The sequence below is a fragment of the Desulfovibrio sp. 86 genome (assembly GCF_902702915.1).
In the GTDB taxonomy this organism is placed as follows: Bacteria; Desulfobacterota; Desulfovibrionia; order Desulfovibrionales; family Desulfovibrionaceae; genus Desulfovibrio.
Genome location: NZ_LR738849.1, coordinates 1,452,740 through 1,475,158 on the forward strand (window position 1 = coordinate 1,452,740; position 22,419 = coordinate 1,475,158).

General features: G+C 59.9%; 13 protein-coding genes and 1 riboswitch. Of the genes, 5 read left to right on the forward strand and 8 right to left on the reverse strand.

Annotation, left to right across the window (positions count from 1 at the left end; translation table 11 throughout):
• Positions 1-329: 329 nt before the first annotated feature.
• The gene (locus tag DESU86_RS06190) at positions 330-2,396 is read right to left on the reverse strand and encodes a methyl-accepting chemotaxis protein (protein WP_179980256.1); all 2,067 of its coding nucleotides are present in this window, start codon (positions 2,394-2,396) and stop codon (positions 330-332) included.
• Between the two features lie 1,005 nt (positions 2,397-3,401).
• Positions 3,402-4,535, reverse strand: a complete 1,134-nt coding sequence (locus DESU86_RS06195; protein WP_179980257.1) for an elongator complex protein 3 — start codon at positions 4,533-4,535, stop codon at positions 3,402-3,404.
• Positions 4,536-4,760: 225 nt separating this feature from the next.
• On the opposite strand from DESU86_RS06195, the gene DESU86_RS06200 reads away from it, so the two are divergent.
• The 5 genes from DESU86_RS06200 to metE all read left to right on the forward strand — a co-directional run bounded on the left by DESU86_RS06200 (position 4,761) and on the right by metE (position 13,400).
• Complete coding sequence (locus DESU86_RS06200) at positions 4,761-5,048, forward strand: integration host factor subunit alpha (RefSeq protein WP_179980258.1); 288 nt, start codon at positions 4,761-4,763, stop codon at positions 5,046-5,048.
• A 217-nt stretch (positions 5,049-5,265) separates the two neighbouring features.
• Positions 5,266-6,951, forward strand: a complete 1,686-nt coding sequence (locus DESU86_RS06205) for an MBOAT family O-acyltransferase (protein WP_179980259.1) — start codon at positions 5,266-5,268, stop codon at positions 6,949-6,951.
• Positions 6,952-6,966: 15 nt separating this feature from the next.
• A complete protein-coding gene (locus tag DESU86_RS06210; protein ID WP_179980260.1) occupies positions 6,967-8,202 on the forward strand; it encodes a hypothetical protein in 1,236 nt (411 codons plus the stop codon).
• 307 nt (positions 8,203-8,509) lie between these two features.
• Positions 8,510-10,354, forward strand: coding sequence for a hypothetical protein (locus DESU86_RS06215; protein ID WP_232088281.1), 1,845 nt, complete (start codon positions 8,510-8,512; stop codon positions 10,352-10,354).
• Between the two features lie 339 nt (positions 10,355-10,693).
• A riboswitch (cobalamin riboswitch) is annotated at positions 10,694-10,873 on the forward strand.
• A 238-nt stretch (positions 10,874-11,111) separates the two neighbouring features.
• Positions 11,112-13,400: a 5-methyltetrahydropteroyltriglutamate--homocysteine S-methyltransferase gene (gene metE, locus DESU86_RS06220; protein ID WP_179980261.1), complete on the forward strand. Its 2,289-nt coding sequence runs from the start codon at positions 11,112-11,114 to the stop codon at positions 13,398-13,400.
• Positions 13,401-13,542: 142 nt separating this feature from the next.
• On the opposite strand, the gene DESU86_RS06225 is transcribed toward metE, so the two are convergent.
• The 6 genes from DESU86_RS06225 to alr form a co-directional block, all read right to left on the reverse strand.
• A complete protein-coding gene (locus DESU86_RS06225; RefSeq protein ID WP_179980262.1) occupies positions 13,543-14,046 on the reverse strand; it encodes an AbrB family transcriptional regulator in 504 nt (167 codons plus the stop codon).
• A gap of 568 nt (positions 14,047-14,614) precedes the next feature.
• A complete protein-coding gene (locus DESU86_RS06230; RefSeq protein WP_179980263.1) occupies positions 14,615-17,659 on the reverse strand; it encodes an NAD(P)(+) transhydrogenase (Re/Si-specific) subunit beta in 3,045 nt (1,014 codons plus the stop codon).
• A 55-nt stretch (positions 17,660-17,714) separates the two neighbouring features.
• On the reverse strand, positions 17,715-17,996 hold the full coding sequence (locus DESU86_RS06235) for an NAD(P) transhydrogenase subunit alpha (protein ID WP_179980264.1): 282 nt from the start codon (positions 17,994-17,996) through the stop codon (positions 17,715-17,717).
• Between the two features lie 197 nt (positions 17,997-18,193).
• Positions 18,194-19,366, reverse strand: a complete 1,173-nt coding sequence (locus DESU86_RS06240) for an NAD(P) transhydrogenase subunit alpha (RefSeq protein ID WP_197957542.1) — start codon at positions 19,364-19,366, stop codon at positions 18,194-18,196.
• Between the two features lie 97 nt (positions 19,367-19,463).
• Positions 19,464-20,849 carry an amino acid permease gene (locus DESU86_RS06245; protein ID WP_179980265.1) on the reverse strand — a complete coding sequence of 462 codons (1,386 nt, stop codon included), beginning with the start codon at positions 20,847-20,849 and terminating at the stop codon, positions 19,464-19,466.
• Between the two features lie 223 nt (positions 20,850-21,072).
• Positions 21,073-22,188 carry an alanine racemase gene (alr, locus tag DESU86_RS06250; protein WP_179980266.1) on the reverse strand — a complete coding sequence of 372 codons (1,116 nt, stop codon included), beginning with the start codon at positions 22,186-22,188 and terminating at the stop codon, positions 21,073-21,075.
• Positions 22,189-22,419: the final 231 nt, after the last annotated feature.

Genomic DNA, 22,419 nt, shown 5'->3' on the forward strand with positions numbered 1-22,419 from the left:
AGTTTAAGGCACGCTCACTTCCGCGTTTAACCGCGCAGCTAAACTACGCTTACGCCTCCGTAGCGAACGTCTGCTCACGCAGCCGTCAGAGCAATGCAAAAGTTACATTGCTCACACTTGAAATGCGCGTGGGCAGGCTTTTGCCTGCTCACGCGCATTTCGTGCCAAGGATTTTCAGAAAAATCCTTGCAGGGCAGTTGACTCATTTCACTCGCAAGCTGCTCTAAAAACAATAAAAGTTTTAGGGGGTGGGGGCGTGGGGGAGGAGACCCTTTTGCAAAAGGGTCCCTCCCCCACAAAGCATTTCAAAATGGCCTTGCCTAAACGGGCTAGCCGAGCTTCATCTGCGCCACGAGGTTTTTCAGGGTATGCGCCTGGCCAGCCAGATCGGAAACCGCCTGTGTAGCCTCTGCCATGGCCATGGCGCTCTGCCGCGATATCTCGTTGACGAGCACAATGCTCTGATTGATTTCTTCGCTGGCTGCGGACTGTTCTTCGCTGGCAGTGGCAATGGCGTTGACCTGATCCGCCGTGGCCTCCACTGTTGCCACTATTTCCTCCAGCGCCTGCCCGGACTGACTGGCGAAGTCCGTGGCCTGGGCAATCTGGCCTACCGCGTTGTCCATTGACCCCATACTCTTGGCCGTGCTGTCCTGAATGGACCTGATGGCATGGCTGACATCCTTGGTGGAATCCATTGTTTTTTCGGCCAGTTTGCGCACCTCGTCGGCCACCACGGCAAAACCCCGCCCGGCGTCGCCCGCCCGGGCGGCCTCAATGGCCGCGTTGAGGGCCAGCAAATTGGTCTGGTCGGCGATGTCGGAAATGACATTCATGATTTGCGAAATGCTTTGGGCGTGTTCGTTAAGCTCGGCCATGTCGCCCTTGAGTTCCTCGGACATGCGCCGCACGGCTTCGATGCTTTGCACGGCCTGCTCGACGATGTGCGCGCCAGCCCGGGCCTTTTCTCTGGTGTGCACCGAAGCTTCTGACGCCGAGCTCGCGTTGCGGGCCACTTCCTGCACCGTGGCGTTCATCTCGTTCATGGCAGTGGCCGCCTCGGAGAGGCGCTGCGCCGCCTCTGTGGCGCTGCGGTCGGACTGTTCTATCTGTGCGGCAAGCTGGGTTGAGGCGGAAGAAATGACGCCGATGGAGGTTTCCAGTTGCCCGGCGGCGGTCAGCATGCCGTCCTGACGGGCGGTTTCGGCTTCCTTGCGCGCCTCCTGGGCCTCTTGCATGGCCACGCGGGCTTCGCCCGTTGCCACCTCCGCCTGATGGGTTTTTTCTTCGCTTTCTTTGAACAGGCCGCGCAGCTTGCCCACCATACTCTGGATGCCGCTGGAAAGCCCGCCAATCTCATCACTTCTGCTGGCGGCTTTGGCCAGGGCTTCCTCTTCATGCGGCTCAGGGTTAAAGTTGCCGCCTGCCACCACCTGCACATACTTTTCGCTGATCTTCAGGGATCGCGCTATGCCCCGCGACACAAACACAATGACCACGCCGAGCACAAGCGCCGTGACTATGCCCACAAGCACGTTGGCCTTGAGAAGCCTGCTTGTGGGTGCGAGCATCTCGTCCCTGTCCGCGACCATGACCACATGCCAGTTGCTTTCGGGCATATGCCGGTAGTAGGCCACCATTTGCTGCTCGCCACGGGCGAAATGCACGCTCCCGCTTCCGCTGACCAGGGCTGCCTTCACAAAGGGTTCCTGGCTGCAGTCCTTGCCCAGCAAAGACTTGTCGGGATGCATGATGGCCGTCCCCGTACTGTCATATACGGCGCAATACCCGTGTTTACCCATCTTGATGGTGTCTGTGGTGCTCTCGCTCAGACGGGCCAGACTCATGTAGGCGTACAAAACGCCCTGCGATTTGCCCTGGGCCATGACCGGAGCCGCCACCATGGTGGACATTTCACCCGCATGGTTACGGATGTTTTCCATGCTCATCTGACCGGCAAGGGCCACCTGCACAGACTTACGGTCGCGCAGGTTGTTGCCGATCATTTCCCTGGTGGTATGGGCCACCACAATGCCTGACGCATCTATCAATCCTGCACCATTAACCATGCCAAAATGCTGCGAAAGATCGTCAAGCACGCTCTGGACATCCGGCTCGCCCAGGCTGTCGAGGCCAGCCTGATTGCCTGTGCGGGTGAACAGGGCCTTTTTGACATGGGCCGATTCGGCATTGGTTCTGATGAGGCCGTGCGTCATTTGCTGCACAGAACCCAGCCCTTCAATCTGCTTGTCTATAACGCTGTCGAACTCATGCGCGACCTGCTCTGTGAGCGAATGTTCTGCCTGCCAATAACTGAGACCGCATACCGCAGTCAGGCCCAGTAGGGATGGAACCAGAATGGTAAGCATCATCTTGTTCATTATTCCCATTTTCATATTCAAGACCTCTGGATTCTTGTGTATTTCAGATTACTGGCGGAGGACGAAATCGCGCCGAATCACGTCTGGAAAGCGAGGAATGTCGTAGGGAGGAGCTGAGGAATTGAACCGGAAGGTGGGTGAGGATTCCTGACTGCGCTGTCCAGGTTAATTTACCTATATAGCTTTTCGAATTATTTTGCAAAAAATATTATGGCAAAAGCGCAATTATTTCAAAAAAGTTTTTCCCGGTCGTGGCGCAAGAGCGCATTTCATCGACCGGAGCCCCCCAAACGGGAGAGGACGCATCACTAGACGGCCGCCCACGCCAGCGGGCAGCCGTCCATGAAAAAGCAATGAAAGTGGGAAGATGTGTATCGGCCTATAGCAGAAGACAGGCATCCAAGGCCAGTATCGGAAGCAGACTATCAGAAAAAGACTATCGCAAACCAACTATATGAAGACAACTATTTGAAGAACGTCATTAGAGTAGTTTACGAATGAAATGAGTTAACTGCTCTGCAAGGATTTTTCTGAAAATCCTTGCCACGAAATGTGAGTAGGCAGGCTTTTGCCTGCCGTACGCGAGCATTTTCGCATTGAGAATATCTATTCTCGCGGTAGCCGTTGCCCGCTCCTGCGGACTTGCCTGAACCGTTGGCGGGAACCGACTTACGGGGCAGGACAGCATCGCTATGGATAGCGACAGCGGTTCTTTCACTTAGATGTCGCGCAACCAACTACTGTCTTCGGGCGTATTTTCCTGCGTCACAACGCCTGAAGCAATGCTTCCAAGACACCCGCTCCGGCTTTACCCGCGCAGATAAACAGCGCTTACGCCTCTGCGGCGGGCGTCTGCTCCCGCATCCGCCAGAGCAATTTCAAAGAGACATTGCTCTAATGCCGTAGAAAAGTGCGGCGGACACAACATGGCGTGGATTCAGCCGAAAAATATGATTTTCGGCTGAATGAGAAATTGAACTGTGAAGGAGCTCAAAGATACTCTGGCCGAGAAGCGCACACTCAGCAGATCACGGTCAGGCGCAGTTCCTGCTGACAGGCGGCGTCAAAATCCAGGCCGTCAGGCGAAAGCCCCAGCCCTGCCCAGGCGGCACGCAGTTCGCCGCGCATTCCCCATATATATCCCTGGCAGGAAGGGGGCACGCGCAGCGACCGCAAGCGCGGCGGCGCAGTCATGTCCAAAGAGGCCGCCAGCGCGGCCAGGGCGCGGCGCACCGCCAGCAGCAGGGCCCGCCCCATGACGCGGCTGCCCAGAGCATTGTCCACGGGCCCGGCCAGCACAGCCTCGGTCAGCGCGGCTTCGGGCGCAAGCCCCATGCGGATGACGGGCACCCGCGCCTCCTGCGCCACAAGCCAGCCCTGCGCGAGGCAATCCAGCGTCTCTTCCAGCGGCCACGGCGCATAGAGATTCTGCCGCCACATGCGGGCAAGGGCCGTACCCTCAAGCACAAGGCAGGGGTAAAAGCGCAGCATGTCAGCCCCGGCATCGAGCGCCTGGGGAACGTCGCGCAAAAAATCCGCCGTGCTGTTGCCCGGCATGCCCGGCAAGAGCTGCACCCCCAGCGTCAGGCCAGCCGCCTTCACACGACCGCAGGCACGAAGGGCCGTGGCCCCGTCATAGCCCCGCTTTGAGGCAACGAGGGCGTCATCCGCAAAGCTTTGCACGCCAAGTTCCACACAGCGGCAACCGGCTGCCCGCAACCGCGCAAGGACGGGCGCGTCCACGCAATCCGGCCGGGTTGAACAGCGGAAACCGCGAATCCAGCCACGCTCAAGCGCCCCGCGCGCCAGGTCAAGACAGGCGTTCTGATCCTGTACGGGCATGGCCGTGAAGGTGCCTCCATAAAAGGCCAGCTCGGCTGGCGGCAAGCCCATGGCATGACGCTGCTCAAGATTTTCGCTGGTTGCGCGCAACAGGGCCGCAAGAGAAGACGCAGGCAGAACCGGCGCGCCGGAAGAGGGCGCGGCAGGGTCCATACAGTTGGCAAGCCCTGTCTGCACGTCTTGTGCACAGAACACGCAACGCACCGGACAGCCGCTGAAAGGAAGAAAGAGGGGAATCAGGGCGTGCCCCTGGGGCCGGGGTACGAACCAGGGCACGGTTGAAGAAAAAATTCGGGCAGATACCGCTTTCATAGTATGCTCAATGGCTGCGAAGCCACGTGCGGCGCGCACAATGGCTCTTTATGCGTAAGAAGACAATTTTTAAGAAAAATCTTGCTCTGCCCGTTAGTTGCGTGTATTTTACACAAAAGTGCGCTTCATGTGAAGCGCGTCTTCGTTGCCCGTTGGGCCATACCTGTCCATATCATGTTTTGTGACAGCCATACCAGCGCATTGTTACGCGCCGGAGAACTCACAATGAAAAAAACACTGACCAAAGCGGACATCGTGGAGGCTATCTACGAAGAAACCGACAAGAACCGCGTTGATGTAAAGAACGTGGTTGAAAAACTGCTGGACATAATGAAGTCCGCCATCAAAAAGGACCGGGCTTTGCTTATCAGCGGATTTGGCAAATTCGAATGCTATGACAAGGCATCGCGTAAGGGGCGCAACCCCAAAACGGACGAAACCATCACCCTGCCCCCACGCAAGGTCATGGTGTTCCGTCTGTCGCGGAAATTCCGCTCGGAACTGAACCCCTAGTCGGCAACAACACGCCTGCGCCTTCACGGCGGGCCTGCCAAGCCCTGCCGCGCTGGTTTGGCGCGCTGTATCTTTAGCGTCAGCCGTAGCACGGACAGGGCATTTTTTTGTCCTGCGCTTTTTCGTGTCCCGGCCTCTGCCGTTCTGGGCTGCGTTATCGCCTGATCCTGGGCCGTTTCGCCACAAATGCTCGCGGTCAACGTCACGGGAGTTGCGCATGCTATTCAATTCCTATTCCTTTATCTTTCTTTTCCTTCCACTTCTGCTGCTGTGCTGGCGGCTGACCGCAGGCTACGGAGCCACGCGGCTGAGCCTGGTTCTGCTGCTCTTTTCCGTAGTTTTTTACGCTCTTTGGGGCCTGCCCTTTCTGCTGCTGCTGGCGGCCATTCTGGGCATGAACTACGCGTTCGCGCTGGCCCTGGCCGACCCAAACCGGCCTGACGACGCAATGGAGGGGACGGAGATCCTTCCCGAGGAAGACGCGCTGGCTGCTCCCACGGGGTCCCCGGACGGCCCGGCTGATGCCGCTGGCTCCCGCCTGACGAAATTCCGCAAGGGCGTACGCCTTTTCCGGGGCGACGGGCTGAAAGGATTGAGCGCCTGGGCATGCAGCCGCAAAGGGCTGCTGACCATGGCCCTCATACTGAACCTGCTGCCCCTGCTCTGGTTCAAGTACTCCTGGTTTTTCGCCCAGAACCTGGCCCTTCTTATGGGCACGCAATGGAACTTCACCCCGCCGGGGCTTCCGCTCGGCATATCCTTCTATACCTTCATACAGATCGCATGGCTGGTCAGCGTGTACCGGCGGCAGGTGACGCCGCAGGGTTTTTCACGCCACGCCCTGTTTTCGGCCTGCTTTCCCTACGTGATTTCCGGCCCCATCGTGCGCTACGAGCAGTTGGGTCCGCAGCTTGACGATCTTTCAGGCTCCACGGCCGAAGGTCTGGCCCAGGGTTTCACGCTTTTCACCATTGGTCTTGCCAAAAAGGTGCTGCTGGCGGACGGGCTGGCCGTGTACGCCAACGCCGTTTTCAACGCGGCGGAAAAGGCCTTTCCCATCAGCGGGGCCGAGGCATGGCTGGGGTCCCTGTGTTACACCTTCCAGTTGTATTTTGACTTTTCCGGCTACACGGACATGGCCATCGGCATTGGCCTCATGCTGGGCCTGCGCCTGCCCGAAAACTTCGATTCGCCCTACAAGTCCACGGGCATTGTGGACTTCTGGCGGCGCTGGCACATCACCCTGAGCTCGTGGCTGCGCGATTTTCTGTACATCCCCCTTGGCGGCAACCGCAAAGGGCGGCTCATGCAGTACCGCAACCTCTTTCTGACCATGCTTATCGGCGGCGCGTGGCACGGCGCGGGCTGGACCTTCATCATCTGGGGGGCCCTGCACGGCTCCATGCTGGGCGTCAACCACTTTTTCCGGGCCTGCATCAAGGGCACCCTGCTTGAAAGGGTGCTGGCCACCCCGCCCATGCGGATTTTCTTCATCCTGTTCACCTTCCTGTGCATCAACCTTGGCTGGGTGATCTTCCGCACGGTGAGCCTTGACGGGACCGCAACCATGTTCGGGGCCATGTTTACTGGCCCCTTCACCGCCGAAGCCGCAGGCCTGACGGCGGATTACGCGGGCCTTTCCGCCATGGGCGTTCTGGCAACCCGGTGGCTGCCCAACAACTACCTTCAGGGCTGGCTGCCCTTTGCCCTGCTGGGCATAAGCTTTGTGCTGTGCTGGGCATTCCCCAACAGCCACGAACTGCTGCACGGCAGGCGCGACGGCTCGCGCCCGTACCTCAGTTGGCGGCCCTCGGCGGCATGGGCCACAGGCCTGGCCTGCCTGGCCTTTGTGACGCTCATTCTGGTGTCCCGCAAGGCGACCTTCCTGTACTTCCAATTTTAAAGAGGCGGACACAACATGAGTAAAACCCTCACCGAATCCGCCTACCTTTCCCGGTATTTCCGTGTGCTGCTGCTTCTGGCTCTTGTGGTCGGCCTGCTGGCCCTGCCCTACACCCTGTGGTGGCTCTACAAAAGCGGCGACGTGGGCGTCGAGCGCGCGGTGGAGGCGCAGTCCTCCGGGCAGTTCGCCGTTTTCGGCTCCGGCGTCTCACAGGACTTTGTGGACTACAAGCTGCAGCTTTACGCCAAGGTCAAACCGGAAATCGCCGCCGTGGGCTCATCCCGCGTCATGCAGTTCCGGGGAGCCTACTTTCGTAAATCCTTTCTCAACGTGGGCGGCACGGCAGGCAACCTTTCGGTGCTGCGCTCCACCCTTGACGCCATGCTGGCCCTGCACAAGCCCGATGCCGTCATCATCGGCCTGGATTTCTGGTGGTTCATGCCCCAGTGGCAGCCCGATCCCTTCAAGGACGAACCCCCCACCAGCGGCTCCTACAACTACGGGTTTGAAAGCCTGAAAAAGCCCTGGGCCTGGCTGCTTGAAGGAAAGATATCCGTTCACGACCTTATTGCCCCCGTCCTGCTGGAATCGGCTGGCGGCTTCCGCGCCGGGCGCTATGGCATCATGGCCCAGCAGACGGACGACGGGTTCGGCCCTGACGGCTCCTGGTACTACACGGCGGAAACCACAGGGCAGAAGCGTCCCTTCGACTATCAGTTCGAGGACACGCTCAAGCAGGTGCGGCACGGCATCAAGGCCTTTTTTCGCGCCAAGCCCATTGCAGGCAGCCGCGACCCCGGCGGCATAAGCTCCGCCCATCTGGACGCCTTTGCCGAAATCTACTGCCGCCTCAAGGCGCGCGGCATAGCCACCTTTGTCTTTATTTCGCCCCTGTCCGTGAAAGTGCTGGACGCCATACGCCAGCGCGAGGCCGACTACCCGCACCTCTTCCACCTGCGGGAAGCCCTGCTGGCACGCGGCATTGAAGTTATGGACTTTACGGATGCGCGCACCTTCGGCTCCAGCGATTGCGAATTTGTTGACGGCTTCCACGGCGGCGAAGTAACTTATGCGCGCATGCTGCGGGATATGGCCGATCGCTGGCCCGCCCTGCTGACTTACGTGAATATGGAAAAGATCAATGCGACCATCCGTGACTGGCGCGGGCACGCCCTGGTATTTGACCCGCGCCTCACGGACAAGCCGGAAATTGATTTCAACAATTTCAACTGTCCCAAACGTAAACCATAGGCCGTAAACGGCCTGGCAAGACCCGAGCCCGGCCGCCATCCACTGACGCAGGCCGAGCCGCAGGAACGCCATGCCGCGAAGCCTGGCTAGAGCATTTTAACTTTGAAAAAGTGTAACTGCTCTAGCGCTGTACGAAAGTGCAGCTCGCCACAACGTGGCGTGGATTCAGCCGAAAATCGCATTTTTCGGCTGAATGAAAACTTTGAAATGTGAAGCATTTCAAAGTTAATCTGCTCTAGGGATGGGAGCCATGCGCCGGAACACCTCCAGTTGTACAGCAGAGCCGAAAGGCTTTGCGCAAAACAGTATGCCTGCGCGCAGGGTCGTGTTGACGGCCCTGCGCGCCACCCTTCCCGCCGTTCCAGCCCGAACCGTCGCTTTTCTGCGCGCCATCGCGCTATGGGGCTTGCTCCTCTGCGCAGCCGCACTGGGGGGCATGACGCCGCGCACGGCTCTGGCTGCGGCGGCCTCCATTCCTACTCCGACCAGCACCGAGCCCAGGGTTCATGAACCCACCGTCACCGTGCCCACAGTTCAGGCCCCTGTTGTCCCGGCGCCCACGATACAGGCTCCCGCCCTGCAGCCACCCAGCGGGGGGCAACGGCCGGGCTGGGCAGGCAGCGGACAGCCAGCAGACAATGGTCAGCCCTCCAGAGGGCGCGAAATAATGGGATTTCTTTTTGGCGGCCAGCTGTCAGAAGCTGAAGCGGCCACGCTGCAACAACAGGATGGACAGCAGGTCGGCCAGCCGGGACAAAAAAGCAACGGGCACACAGGCGCGGCCGCCGCTCTGGGGCAGGCCCCGACCCTTTCGCCAGCGCCCGTGCCGCCGCCCGCTCCCGTGGCCCCAACGCCTGCCGCGCTCGCTCCCGCCAGTCCCAGAAGCCCCGCTGCTGACGGCATGCAGCCCCAGTCGCCGGAAGCGCAACGACGCCAGCAGCAGCTGAATCAGGAAAGGGAACGCCAGCGGCAGGATCGGGGACGCCAGGGCACGCAGCGCGCTCCGCGCGCCAAGGCCGCCGACGCCAAAAAAGACGCGACCCCTGCGCCGCATAGCCCCAAAGCGTCCGAGGCGGCTTCCGCGCCTCACGTCCCCACAAATGGCGGGCACGGAAAAGCCAAAAGTGAAGAAAAGCCGGAAAGTTCCGTTACCCCCGGCAGCCCCGAGGCCCAGGCCAACGAAGCCTATCAGAAGGGCGACTACGCCCAGGCCCACGCCATCTGGCAGCATCTGGCCGAAAACGGCGACGGCCAGGCCATGAACAACCTTGGGGTGCTCTTTGACCTCGGCCAGGGTGTGGATATGGACGAAGGGCGCGCGCTCTACTGGTTTGCCCGCTCCGCTTCCGCAGGACATCCGTCCGGCATGAGCAACTACGGGCGCATGCTGGAGCAGGGGCGCGGCATTGACGCCAACCCCCAAGAGGCCGCCCGCTGGTTTGACCTCGCAGCCCGGCAGGGGCAACCCGAAGCCCAGTACAACCTCGGCCTCATGTATGAGAGCGGGCACGGCGTGCCCCAAGACCACAAGGCGGCCGCAGCCTGGTACAGCCATGCGGCGGCGCAGCAGCAGACAGACGCCCTGGCCCGCCTCGGCCATCTTTACCGCACCGGTCAGGGAGTGGAAAAAAATCAGGCACGCGCCACACTTCTGCTCTACGCGGCTGCCATGCGCGGGTCCATCCACGCCATGAAGGAACTGGAAGACATGGCCGGACCTTCCGCCTCACGCCCCAGTGCCGTGCTTTTTGGCCTGCGCCTGGACACCGCCACCCGACCCGCCATGCGCGACGCCCTCGCCAAGGCGGGCATGCGCGCGTCCCGACAGGACGACGCCTATATCTGCGACACCTACACGCCCGGCGCGCTTGTGCCCGGCGCGCGGCAGGCGGCCTTCTGCTACGGGCCAGGCCGCCCCTCGCCCCTGGGCTTTGCGGAACTGGAATACGCCGTGCCGGACAAGGCCACGGCGCAGGCCATCGTGCGCATGGTCAGCGAACGCTTCGGCGCGCCCTCCGCAGGCGAAAGCGACGACGATCACCTCTGGAACCTCGGCTCCGTCGTGGTGGCCACGCGCTACGAGCCCACGCGCCAACTTGTGAGCCTCATGTATATGATTCCCGCCGTCTACCACCTCACCCGCCAGGATTAAACGCGGAGCATTTTCTTTTGGGAATGCTTGGTGGCTGAAAAGCTTTGTGGGGGAGGGACCCTTTTGAAAAAGGGTCTCCTCCCCCACACCCCCTCCCCCTAAAACTTTTATTTAGTTCCGCTTATAACAGTGCTGCCTAAGCAGGTGGCAGGTTACTCCCGCGCCTTGCCACTCCACACAAGACCAAAACTGTTCCAAATCAAAGCAGCCTTGCATTTGCGGCTCAGCAGCATTCCGCCCTGAGACTCAAGAGCGACCCGTCACCATTCTTGGCCTGTCTGCGCTTGACACCATGCCCGCTGTTATATATCAATTTATCTAGATATTGTGATGAGAAACGGAAAACGGTGAAAATCCGTTGCGGACGCGCCACTGTAATCGGCACAAACCCGCGCCGTGCCACTGTTCACTGACCAGACCGTCAACATGTTGGGAATGCCGCAACATCGATCTGCTCCGGGGACGGGAAGGTACGGCCACGCGCAACCACAAACGCGCAGGGGCCGGAAGCCAGGAGACGCCTCATCACCTGCCGCCATCCGGCGGCAAGGCAGTACTGTCTCGCGTTCAGGCAAGTGCCCGGTCAGGCGTTGGCGCGCCCGACCAGAGCCGTGCGGCATACCAATGCCGCGCGTCGGTACGGATTGCATCCGTATTGTGAAGTGGCGGCAAGACCGGCGGGTCACACGCCATTTCAGGTATACAAGCTCTAGCGTGAAAAAGACTGCCCTTTCAACACCATATGAAAGGAGCAACCATGCGTACCCACATTCTCGGCTTTCCCTCCATGGGCAGGCAGCGCGAGCTGAAACAGGCTCTCGAATCTTTTTGGCGTGGCGACACTTTTGCCCAGGATCTCACCGGCACAGCGCACCAGCTTCAGGAAAGCCATTGGGCCATCCAGCGCGAGGCCGGCTTGAGCTACGTGACTACGGGCGATTTTTCCCTCTATGACCGCATGCTGGACACAAGCCTCATGCTTGGGGCCGTGCCCGCCCGCTTTGCCCACTGCGGCAAGGACGCCCTGACGCGCTATTTCGCTCTGGCGCGCGGCGACGCCTCACGCAACATTCCGGCCATGGAGATGACCAAGTGGTTTGACACCAACTACCACTATCTTGTGCCGGAAATCGAAGCCGACGCCGTCTGGACGCCCGGTGAACACCCCGTGCTGGAAGCCACCCGGCGCGCCGCCGCCAAGGGCTTCACGCCCAAGGCCGCCATCATCGGCCCCTTCACCTGGCTGGCCCTGGCCAAGGGCCAGAACGGCGCTGATCCGTGGGCGCGGCTGGACGAGGTGCTGGCAGCCTACACGGCGCTGCTGGAACAGCTGGCTCCGCTCTGCCAGTGCATTCAGATTGAAGAACCCGTGCTCTGCACCGAACTGCTGCCCGCCCCTGCCACCGCGCGCTTTGCCCAAACATACGCCACGCTCAATGCGGCGACGGCCCGCGCCGGATCAGCCAGACTTTTGCTGGCGACCTACTTCGGCCAGCTGAAAAATCACCTTGCTCTGGCCGTAAACAGCGGCTGCGCGGCCCTGCATATCGACCTTGTGCGCGGCTCCGGCCAACTGGACGCCGTGCTCGCCGCCCTGCCCGATCACATGGCCCTGTCCCTCGGACTGGTCAACGGACGCAATATCTGGAAGACCGACTACGCGCAGGCCGCCAGCCTCATGAACCGCGCCGTGAGCGCCCTTGGCGCTGACCGTGTGCTTCTGGCCTCTTCCTGCTCGCTTTTGCACAGCCCCGTGGATCTCGCGGAAGAAACCGACCTGCCTGCCCACATCAAGAACCGCATGGCCTTTGCCGTGCAGAAATGCGCTGAACTGGCCGACCTCAAGGCCATTGCCCAGGGCCAGGGCCAGGGCCAGGGCGCGGACATTCTGGCAACCAACGCCGCTGTGCTGGCCGAGGCCCAGGCCCATGCCGACACAGTGCTGGCACGGGTGCGCGAGCGCGCCGCCGCAGTGACCCCGGCCATGCTGGCCCGCAAATCCCCCTTCGCCGCGCGCAAGCAGGCTCAGGCCTGGCTGCGTCTGCCGCTTCTGCCCACCACCACCATCGGTTCTTTCCCGCAGACAGACCATATCCGCAAGACGCGGCTGGCCTTCAAGCGCGGTCAAATGACCCAGGCCGACTACGAAGCCGCCATCAAGGCCGAGATCGCCGCCTGCATCAAAAAGCAGGAGGAGCTTGGTCTGGACGTTCTCGTGCACGGCGAGGCCGAGCGCAACGATATGGTGGAGTATTTTGGGCAGCAGCTTGGCGGCTTCTGCTTTACGCGCAACGGCTGGGTGCAGAGCTATGGCAGCCGCTGCGTTAAGCCGCCCGTCATCTATGGCGACGTGTACCGCAAGGCCCCCATGACCGTGGCCTGGGCGCGCTATGCCCAGTCCCTGACGCAAAAGCCCGTCAAGGGCATGCTCACCGGGCCCGTGACCATCCTCTGCTGGAGCTTTGTGCGCGACGACCTGCCGCGCAGCGAGGTCTGCCGCCAGATCGCCCTGGCCATCCGCGACGAGGTGAGCGACCTTGAGGCGGCGGGCATACACATCATCCAGATAGACGAGGCCGCCCTGCGCGAGGGCATGCCCCTCACAGCCGCCGAGGCCGCCGTGTACCTGCAATGGGCGGTGGACGCCTTTCTTCTGGCGTCCACAGGCGTTGAAGACCGCACACAGATGCACACCCACATGTGCTACAGCGAGTTCAACGCCATCCTGCCCGCCATCGCGCGCATGGACGCCGACGTCATCAGCATCGAATCCAGCCGCAGCGGCATGGAACTGCTGGACGCCTTCACCCGCTTTCACTATGTGGGCGAGGTCGGCCCCGGCGTGTATGATATCCACAGCCCGCGCATTCCCACGGCGGACGAAATGGTGCGCCTGCTGCACCTGGCGCTGCAGCACATCGACAAAAGCCAGCTTTGGGTCAACCCCGACTGCGGCCTCAAGACGCGGCGCTGGGAAGAGGCGTATCCGGCCCTGGAAAATATGGTGGCCGCCGCCCTGCGGGTGCGGGTGGAGTTGTCTGCCTAGCGGGTTTACCGCATGAACTGCTTTGTGGGGGAGGGACCCTCCCCCTAAAACGCTTACTGCTGTTTCAGTCTGCGGCAAGGAGTCTTCTGTGCCCGGTCAGGGTTCCATAGGCAGAAAATTATCCTGCTCACGCAAACGCGCGTCACAGCCTGGCCATAAGGACCAGCAGCTTGGCTATGAACGGCGACAGCAGCACAATGGCATAGATGCGCACCAGGTGGTACACCATAATCATAGGCGCTTCGCGTCCCGCATCTCCGGCCAGGGCCATGATGGCGTTGAAGCCGCCGGGGCTGGTGGCAAGGTAGGCGCCCTCGGCGCTCATGCCGCCAAAGCGCATGCTTATCCAGGAGCAGCCGAGACCGGCGGCAAGAATGATAAAGGTTGAGAGCAGCATGATGGGCCACGTTTCACGCACAACGCTCAGCATGCCGGGGCTGTACATATTGCCAACGATCACGCCTACGCAGCCGTACACCACATACCTGATCCAATGCGGCATGTACGGCGTGCTGACGGCGCCGAAGCTTTTAAAGATGACCACCGCCACCATGGCCCCGGTCATGGGGCCCCCAGGCAGGTCAAAGTAGTCAAAAACCAGGCCTCCGGTGAGGCCCACGGCAAAAAGTGTGATCAGGGTCGTCATACATCCTTCCTTCACGCGGCTTCGTAGTCTTTACGTCTAGAGCAGATTAATTTTGAAATGTTTCGCATTTCAAAGTTTTCATTCAGCCGAAAAATGCGATTTGCGACAGCCATCTGCAGGCTGTACATTCTATTAATTACTTGCTGTCTTTGCGGCAGTCGTTGGCGAGTCTACGAGCCTTACGAATGGCGACAGCGATTGCACAAAACAAAATTGATAGTTACTCATGCTGTCTTTATCCGTAGCTTCCTGCGTCGCAACGGCTGAAGCAAGCGTAGTTTCCTGCGTCACAACACTTGAAGCATCCGTAGCTTCCTTCGTCGCAACGGCTAAAGCTCGGCCGAATCCACGCCACGTTGTGGCGCGCTGTACTTTCGTACAGCGTTAGAGCATTTACACTTTTTCAAAGTTAAAATGCTCTATGCGCTGGCCGCGTCATGATTAGGCGGGGCACAACCCGCCGTCCGCACTGCATACGCCCATTGCCTCCGCTCCTCAATGCCCAAAATGACAAAGGGACGCATTCTTCTCGAAGAATGCGTCCCTTCCGGGTAATCGCGCAGCTATGCTACTTCTGGAGTAAGCTTATGAGCTTGTCCATAGTGGCAGAGGCATCGCCAAGCATCATGATGACGCCGGGCTTGCCGTACAGGGTGTTGTCCACTCCGGCGTAGCCGGGCTTGTCGTCATAGTTGCAGATGATGACGTTCTTGGCCTCGCCAGCCTTGAGGATGGGCATGCCGTAAATGGGCGTGCCTTCGGCCGTGTTGGCCGCAGGGTTCACCACGTCGTTGGCCCCGATGACGATGGCCAGATCGGCCTCGGCGAACATCGGGTTCACGACGTCCATTTCAAGCAGGTCTTCGTAATCCACGTTGGCTTCGGCAAGCAGCACGTTCATGTGGCCGGGCATGCGCCCCGCCACGGGATGGATGCCATAGCTCACCTTGACGCCCCTGGATTCCAGCAGGTCGGCAAGCTGTTTGACCTTGTGCTGGGCCTGAGCCAGCGCCATGCCATAACCGGGGACGATAACGACGCTTTTGGCGTCCCTGAGCACCTTGTCCACCTGATCTCCGCCAACTTCGGGAGCGGCAGGAGCGGCCCCCGCCGGGCTTTCGCCCTGCGCGTAGGCCAGCAGCTTGTCAAAGCTCTTGGAGGCGTCGCCCGTCATGAGGATTACCCCATCGCGGGTATACAGGGGGTTGGGCACACCGGCGTAGCCGGGCTTGTCGTCGTAGTTGCAGATGATGATGTTCCTGGCTTCTTCGGCCTTGAGGATGGGCATGCCGTAAATGGGAGTGCCTTCCGCGCTGTTGGCCGCCGGGTTCACCACGTCGTTGGCCCCAACGATGACCACAAGATCGGATTCCGCAAACATCGGGTTGACGGTGTCCATTTCAAGCAGGTGTTCGTAATCCACATTGGCTTCGGCCAGCAGCACGTTCATATGGCCGGGCATGCGCCCCGCCACGGGATGGATGCCGTAGCTCACCTTGGCTCCCTTGCTTTCCAGCAGGTCGGCAAGCTGTTTGACCTTGTACTGGGCCTGGGCAAGGGCCATGCCGTAGCCGGGCACGATGACCACGTTTTTGGCGTTCTGCACCAGTTTGGCGGCTGCGGCTTCCTTGCTGTCGCCGCTGGATGGGGCGGCTGCGGCGGGGCTTTCACCCTGGGCGAAGCTCACCAGACGGTCCACGGTCTTGGCCGCGTCGCCCGTCATGAGGATCACGCCCTCGCGGGTATACAGGGGGTTGGGCACGCCAGCGTAGCCAGGCTTGTCGTCATAGTTGCAGATAATGATGCCCTTGGCTTCTTCGGCCTTGAGGATGGGCATGCCATAGATGGGCGTGCCTTCGGCCGTGTTGGCCGCCGGATTCACCACGTCGTTGGCTCCGATGACCACCACAAGATCGGTCTCCGCGAACATCGGGTTCACGGTATCCATTTCGAGCAGGTCTTCGTAATCCACATTGGCTTCGGCCAGCAGCACGTTCATGTGGCCGGGCATGCGCCCCGCCACGGGATGGATGCCGTAGCTCACCTTGACGCCCTTGGCTTCCAGCGTGTCCGCAAGCTGTTTGACCTTGTGCTGGGCCTGGGCAAGGGCCATGCCGTAGCCGGGCACGATAATCACGCTCTTGGCGTTGTGCACCAGCTTGGCGGCTGCGGCTTCCTTGCTGTCGCCACCGGATGGGGCGGCGCTTTGCTCGGCCGGGGCATTGCCCTGGGCGTAGTGCAGCAGGGTATCAAAGGTCTTGGCCGCGTCGCCCAGCATGAGATGCACGCCAGCGCGCTCATACAGGGGGTTGGGCACGCCAGCGTAGCCCGGCTTGCTGTCATAGTTGCAGATGATGATGTTCCTGGCCTTTTCGGCATCAAGGATGGGCATGCCGTAGATGGGCGTGCCTTCCGCGCTGTTGGCCGCAGGGTTCACCACGTCGTTGGCCCCAACGATGACCACAAGGTCGGCATCGGCGAACATCGGGTTGACCGTGTCCATTTCAAGCAGATTTTCGTAATCCACATTGGCTTCGGCCAGCAGCACGTTCATATGGCCGGGCATGCGCCCCGCCACGGGATGGATGCCGTAGCTCACCTTGGCCCCCTTGCTTTCCAGAAGGTCGGCAAGCTGCTTGACCTTGTACTGGGCCTGGGCAAGGGCCATGCCGTAGCCTGGCACGATGATCACGTTTTTGGCGTTTTGCACCAGCTTGGCCACTTCGGCCTCAGTGGATTTGACAGGGGCCGGAGCAGCGGCAGCGGCAGCCTTGGGCGCGGCCTTGCCAGCGGGCGTGACCACAGAGGACTCGCCAAGCAGGATGGACAGCAGCTTTCTGTTCATGGCCTTGCACATGATGCGCGTCAGCAAAAAGCCCGAAGAGCCGATGATGCCGCCGATGGCCACCAGCAGGGGATCGCTCACCGCAAAACCCGCAATGGCGGCGCAGACGCCGCCCATGGAGTTCAGCAGCGAGATGGTGATGGGCATGTCGGCTCCGCCCACGCGGATGGTGAACCCGATGCCGAAGGCCGTGCCCGACAAAAGCATCATGAAGATGAAAAAGCCGAACAAAAAGTGCGGAAACACCGTGCCCATAAGCACGGAAAAGCCCATAACGCCCAGAATGGACAGAATGATTCTGGTGTGTTCGGGCAGGATAATGGGTTTTTGCGGCAGTATCTGGTGCAGTTTGCCTGCGGCCACAAAGGAGCCTGTGATGGTGGTCATGCCCATGGCCATGGCCAGGCAGGCGCTGCCGCGCTCAAAGGCCGTGGGCGCGCCCGTGTCCGTCAGGACAAGAAAGCTCACAATGGCAGCCGCGCCGCCGCCGATGCCGTGCAGAAAGGCGACCATCTGCGGCATCTGGATCATCTTGACCTTATTGGACAGGGTAAGCCCCAGCGTCATGCCCACGGCAATGGCCAGCCACAGCGTGGGAGACGTCATGGAGCCGTCCTTGAACATGGTCACAAGAATGGCGAGGCCCATGGCCGAGGCGCAAAAAAGATTGCCCCTGACCGCAGTGGGAACCTTGTTCATGAGGCGTAGACCAAAGAGTACAGACGCCACAAGAAGTCCGGCAATTATGTTGTAGGTTAGTGCATTCATGTCACTGCAACCCTTTCTTCTGATTTATGGGTGTAGCAAAGGCCAGAACGAAGGGTTACTTCTTTTTCCCGGCGACCATTCGAAGCATTTTGTGAGTAATGTCAAACCCGCCGAAAACGTTCACAATGGCCATGGCGACGGAAATGGCGCCCAGTATGGTGAAAAAGACGGAGCCCGCAAGATAGGTCGCCGTCACTGCACCAAGAATGATGACGCCCGAAAGGGCATTCATGGCCGACATCAGGGGGGTGTGCAGCAGGCTCGGCACATGGCTGATGATCTTGTAGCCAAGCAGCGTCGCGGCAACGAACACTGCCAGCAGGGTAATTGGGGTCATATGCTCTTCCTTGAATTTTTTTTCCGGGGCCCATGCGAGATGTCCGGGCGGCAAGCGCCGTCCGGACACTCCGCTCAAACCCAGAGCATGCGGCTTTGAAAAAGTTTACATGCCCTGTGGCTGCACAAAAGTGCAGCGCGCCGCTAGCGGCGTGGATTCTGCCGGAAATGCGATTTCCGGCAGAATCCTGCTCGGTTCTATAAGCCCATGGCCTCACGCGCGCCACGGTGGACAATCTGCTTGTCAATGGTGGTCAGCGTGGATTCGATGATGGGGTCGGTTCTGTCCAGCACAATCTTGCCGTCCTTGGCCAGGAAGGAAAGCAGCTGGAACACGTTGTTGGCGAACATCCAGGTGGAGCTCGTGGGCATCATGCCGGGGATGTTCTTGGTGCCGTCAATGGTCACGCCGTGCTTGACCACCACTTCACCGGCGTCGGTCAGCTCGCAGTTGCCGCCCTGGTCGATGGAGATGTCAACGATGCTGGAGCCGGGAGCCATAGAGGCGACCATGTCTGCGGTGATCAGGATGGGGGCCAGCTTGCCGGGGATCAGGGCGCACAGGATGATGATGTCCGCATCCTTCACCAGGGGCTTCAGGGCTTCACGTTCCTTGTGCAGCCATTCGTCGCTCAGGCGCTGGGCATAGCCGCCCTCGCCAATGGCCACTTCGGCGGGCACGCCCACGTCAAAGCTCTTGGCGCCAAGGCTCATGGACTGCTCGCGCGCGTCGGGACGGATGTCCACGGCGGTGACCACAGCGCCAAGGCGCTTGGCGGTGGCAACGGCCTGAAGGCCGGCCACGCCCGTGCCGATGACCAGCACGTTGGCGGGTTTGATAACGCCCACGGCCGTGCCCACCATGGGCATGAACTTGGACAGACGGTTGGCGGCCATGAGCACGCCCTTGTAGCCGGCCACGGTGCTCATGGAGGTCAGGGCGTCCATGCCCTGGGCGCGCGAAATACGCGGAATGCCGTCAAGCGTGATGCCGATCACGCCCGTGGCCGCCAGCTTCTTCATCATTTCATGGTTCACCGGCGCGGCGGGATGCAGGAACGTGATCAGGTACTGGCCGTCACGCACCATTTCCGCTTCGTGCTTGTTCACCTTTTTGTTGAACAGGGGTTCCTTGACCTTCAGGATCACATCGGACTTGGCAAAGATTTCCTGAACGTCTTCCACGATCTTGCCGCCAGCTTCAACATAGGCGGCGTCGGCGAAGAACGCGCCGTCGCCCGCGCCCTTCTCGACCAGAACCGTGGCGCCTTCGGCAACCATCTTCTTGACGGTATCAGGAGTTGCGGACACGCGGCGTTCGCCGTGCATAATTTCCGTCGGCACACCGATAGTCATACCCTGAAACTTCATTATGAGACTCCTTGGGACGTTAAATACTTTTTATGTCTTGCGCGGCAGCCGACGCCCGATGCGCGGTTGTCGCCACACTGTACTGGATATGTTGTTGTTACTGGGCGTCTTTCTTGTTCCAACCAAGCAGGTTGTACACAACGTTGATGCCGATAATCCAGAGCGGCCCGACAATCATGGCTATACGTGTGGACTCGCCAATGGAGAGAATCACGGCCACGAACACCAGCCCAATCAAGGCAAAATAGTTGGAATAGGGGTACCAGGGCATTTTGTACGCGATTTTGCTCACCTCTTCCGGCGACTTGCTGACACGGGACTTCATCTGAACGATGATGATGGTTCCCCATATCCACACGGCCGCGAAGGTGGCGATGCTGGTCACGATGATAAAGACTTCTTCAGGCACGATATAGTTGAGAAACACGCCGATAAGCATGATGCACGAAGACACCAGGATGCCGCGCGCGGGCACGTTGGCCTTGCTGGTCTGGCCGAAGTACTGAGGAGCGCGTTTTTGCAGTGCCAGGTTGTACAGCATGCGCCCGTTGCTGTAGATGCCGCTGTTGCAGGAAGACAGGGCGGCGGTGGCCACCACGAAGTTGATGATGCCCGCGGCCGCAGCGATGCCGATGTTCTTGAAGGTCAGCACAAAGGGGCTGCCGTGCACGCCGATTTCATTCCAGGGGAAGATGCTCATGATGACGAACAGCGCGCCGATATAGAACACGAGGATTCGCCACAGCACCTTGTTGATGGCTGAGGGGATGGATTTTTCGGGGTTGCGGGCTTCACCGGCGGTGACGCCGATGAGCTCAATGCCCAGGAAGGCGAACATGACCATTGACAGCGCCATAAAGACGCCCGTCATGCCGTTGGGCAAGAATCCGCCTTCAAGGGCGTAGAGGTTGGTGATGCCCGTGGGCACGCCGCCATGGCCGATGCCGAACAGGATAATGCCAAGACCGATGGCGATCATGGCTATAATGACCACAACCTTGATGAGCGCGAACCAGAATTCGAATTCGCCGAAAAGTTTTACGGAAATGAGATTGACGGTTGTCATGGCCACCAGCGCCATCAGAGCCGGAATCCATTGTGGCAGGTCCGGCCACCAGAAGGTGCAGTACACGCCCACTGCCGTGATTTCGGCCATGCCTGTGATGATCCACATGAACCAGTAGGTCCAGCCGGTTATGTAGCCCATGCGCGGGCCCATGAACATGTTGGCGTAAGCGCTGAACGATCCGGACACAGGATAGGCCACAGCAACTTCACCGAGGGCGCGCATCACAAAAAAGATGACGGCCGCGCCGATGAGGTATGACAGCAACAGGCCCGGCCCGGCTGTTCTGATGGCCGTGCTTGAGCCCAGGAACAGGCCGACGCCGATGGCTCCGCCGATGGCGATGAGCTGAATATGTCTTGACTCCAACCCACGGGTTAGAGTTTCACCAGTTACACTTTTGTTTTCGCTCGACATATGGTCTCCTTGCAAACCGTGAACGAGTTTGAATGCCAATCCTTTAGACAACGAGGTTTCGTGAGTGGGGGGGGCCCTCCTTTTTCCTCATGATGATGTAGTGTATGTATCTCGGGCGGCGATCCGGTCATCCGCATATGACCGAGGTCGTCCGACCACGGGAAGCTACGGCATTCTCCTCACACAAAAAGTTGCAGGCGATGACATATGAACGGCAACAGGTTTATTCAACGTACACCCTGGGCACACGTTTGCCCACCATGCACACAACTTCGTAATTGATGGTGCCGAGGTGCGCGGCGATTTCGTCGGCGGGCAGTTCGGGGCTGCCGAAGAGCAGCACTTCATCACCGGCACGGACATCAGGAATGTGGCTCACGTCGGCCATGCACTGATCCATGCAGATGCGGCCGACCACGGGCGCGCGCTCGCCACGCACGACAACTTCGGCCTTTTTGCTGAGCATGCGCGTGTAGCCGTCAGCGTAGCCAATGGGTATGGTGGCGAGAATACTGTCTTTCTGCGTATGAAAAATGCTGCCATAACTCACGCCCACGCCGGGCGGAACCTGCTTGACCATGGCCAGCCGCGCCTTGAGGCGCATGGCCGGGCGCAGTTCAATGGGGATGGGGCATTCGTCCGAGGGCTTGAGTCCGTAAAGGATGATGCCCGCCCTGACCATATCGAGCTGGGCCTCGGGCATGGAAAGTATGGCGGCGCTGTTGGCGCAATGCCGGATGGCAAGGCGTATGCCGGATGCCTCCACAGCCGCCATGGCGGCCTGAAAACGCTCAAACTGCTTGAGGCAGTAAGAGCGGTCGGCGCTGTCCGAACTGGCGAAGTGGGTAAACATGCCTTCAAGCGCAATATTGCCAAGGCTGGACACGTAGGAGCAGAATGCCGCCGCCTCTTCCGGGCGCACGCCGATGCGCGTCATGCCCGTGTCAACCTTGACATGCACCTTGACGGACATGCCGAGCCCGGCCGCAGCCGCTGACAGGGCGTCCGCCTGTTCCTTGCTGAAAATGGTCTGGGTAATGTGGTTGCTCACCACAAAAGACGCCGCCTGCGGCGGCGTATAACCAAGTATGAGAATGGGCACGGTAATGCCGGCGGCGCGTAGTGCGGCTGCCTCGTCCAGAATGGCCACGCCAAGATAGTCCGCGCCCAGGGCCACGGCTTCATGGGCAAGCGGCACTGCTCCGTGTCCGTACCCGTCTGCTTTGATGATGGGGCAAAAACGCACTCCGGGCTTAAGCAGCGACCTGATCTGGCGCATGTTATGCCGCAATGAAGAAAGGCTTATTTCCGCCCACACCGGTCTGTCAAAACTGACCACAACGTCCTCCCGTTCCGGGCACAGCAATATCCACTGCTGTCAGTATCAGCATATGGGTATGGCAACCCATGTAAAACACTACCTATGGACACGAGACACTATATATTCAAAAAATAAACCCTTCATGCATAGTTATTTTTCAATATTCAACCCTTTAAAGAACGCTTCACCCTACGGCAAAACATTTTCTGAAAAAATACACCTTCTTCTATTTTTCCTACTGAATTTATG

Bases quoted from the DNA above. Each gene is read 5' to 3' on its own strand.
- DESU86_RS06190 (WP_179980256.1), bottom strand. From the start codon at position 2,396: ATGAAAATGGGAATAATGAACAAGATGATGCTTACCATTCTGGTTCCA.
- DESU86_RS06195 (WP_179980257.1), bottom strand. From the start codon at position 4,535: ATGAAAGCGGTATCTGCCCGAATTTTTTCTTCAACCGTGCCCTGGTTC.
- DESU86_RS06200 (WP_179980258.1), top strand. From the start codon at position 4,761: ATGAAAAAAACACTGACCAAAGCGGACATCGTGGAGGCTATCTACGAA.
- DESU86_RS06205 (WP_179980259.1), top strand. From the start codon at position 5,266: ATGCTATTCAATTCCTATTCCTTTATCTTTCTTTTCCTTCCACTTCTG.
- DESU86_RS06210 (WP_179980260.1), top strand. From the start codon at position 6,967: ATGAGTAAAACCCTCACCGAATCCGCCTACCTTTCCCGGTATTTCCGT.
- DESU86_RS06215 (WP_232088281.1), top strand. From the start codon at position 8,510: ATGCCTGCGCGCAGGGTCGTGTTGACGGCCCTGCGCGCCACCCTTCCC.
- metE (WP_179980261.1), top strand. From the start codon at position 11,112: ATGCGTACCCACATTCTCGGCTTTCCCTCCATGGGCAGGCAGCGCGAG.
- DESU86_RS06225 (WP_179980262.1), bottom strand. From the start codon at position 14,046: ATGACGACCCTGATCACACTTTTTGCCGTGGGCCTCACCGGAGGCCTG.
- DESU86_RS06230 (WP_179980263.1), bottom strand. From the start codon at position 17,659: ATGAATGCACTAACCTACAACATAATTGCCGGACTTCTTGTGGCGTCT.
- DESU86_RS06235 (WP_179980264.1), bottom strand. From the start codon at position 17,996: ATGACCCCAATTACCCTGCTGGCAGTGTTCGTTGCCGCGACGCTGCTT.
- DESU86_RS06240 (WP_197957542.1), bottom strand. From the start codon at position 19,366: ATGAAGTTTCAGGGTATGACTATCGGTGTGCCGACGGAAATTATGCAC.
- DESU86_RS06245 (WP_179980265.1), bottom strand. From the start codon at position 20,849: ATGTCGAGCGAAAACAAAAGTGTAACTGGTGAAACTCTAACCCGTGGG.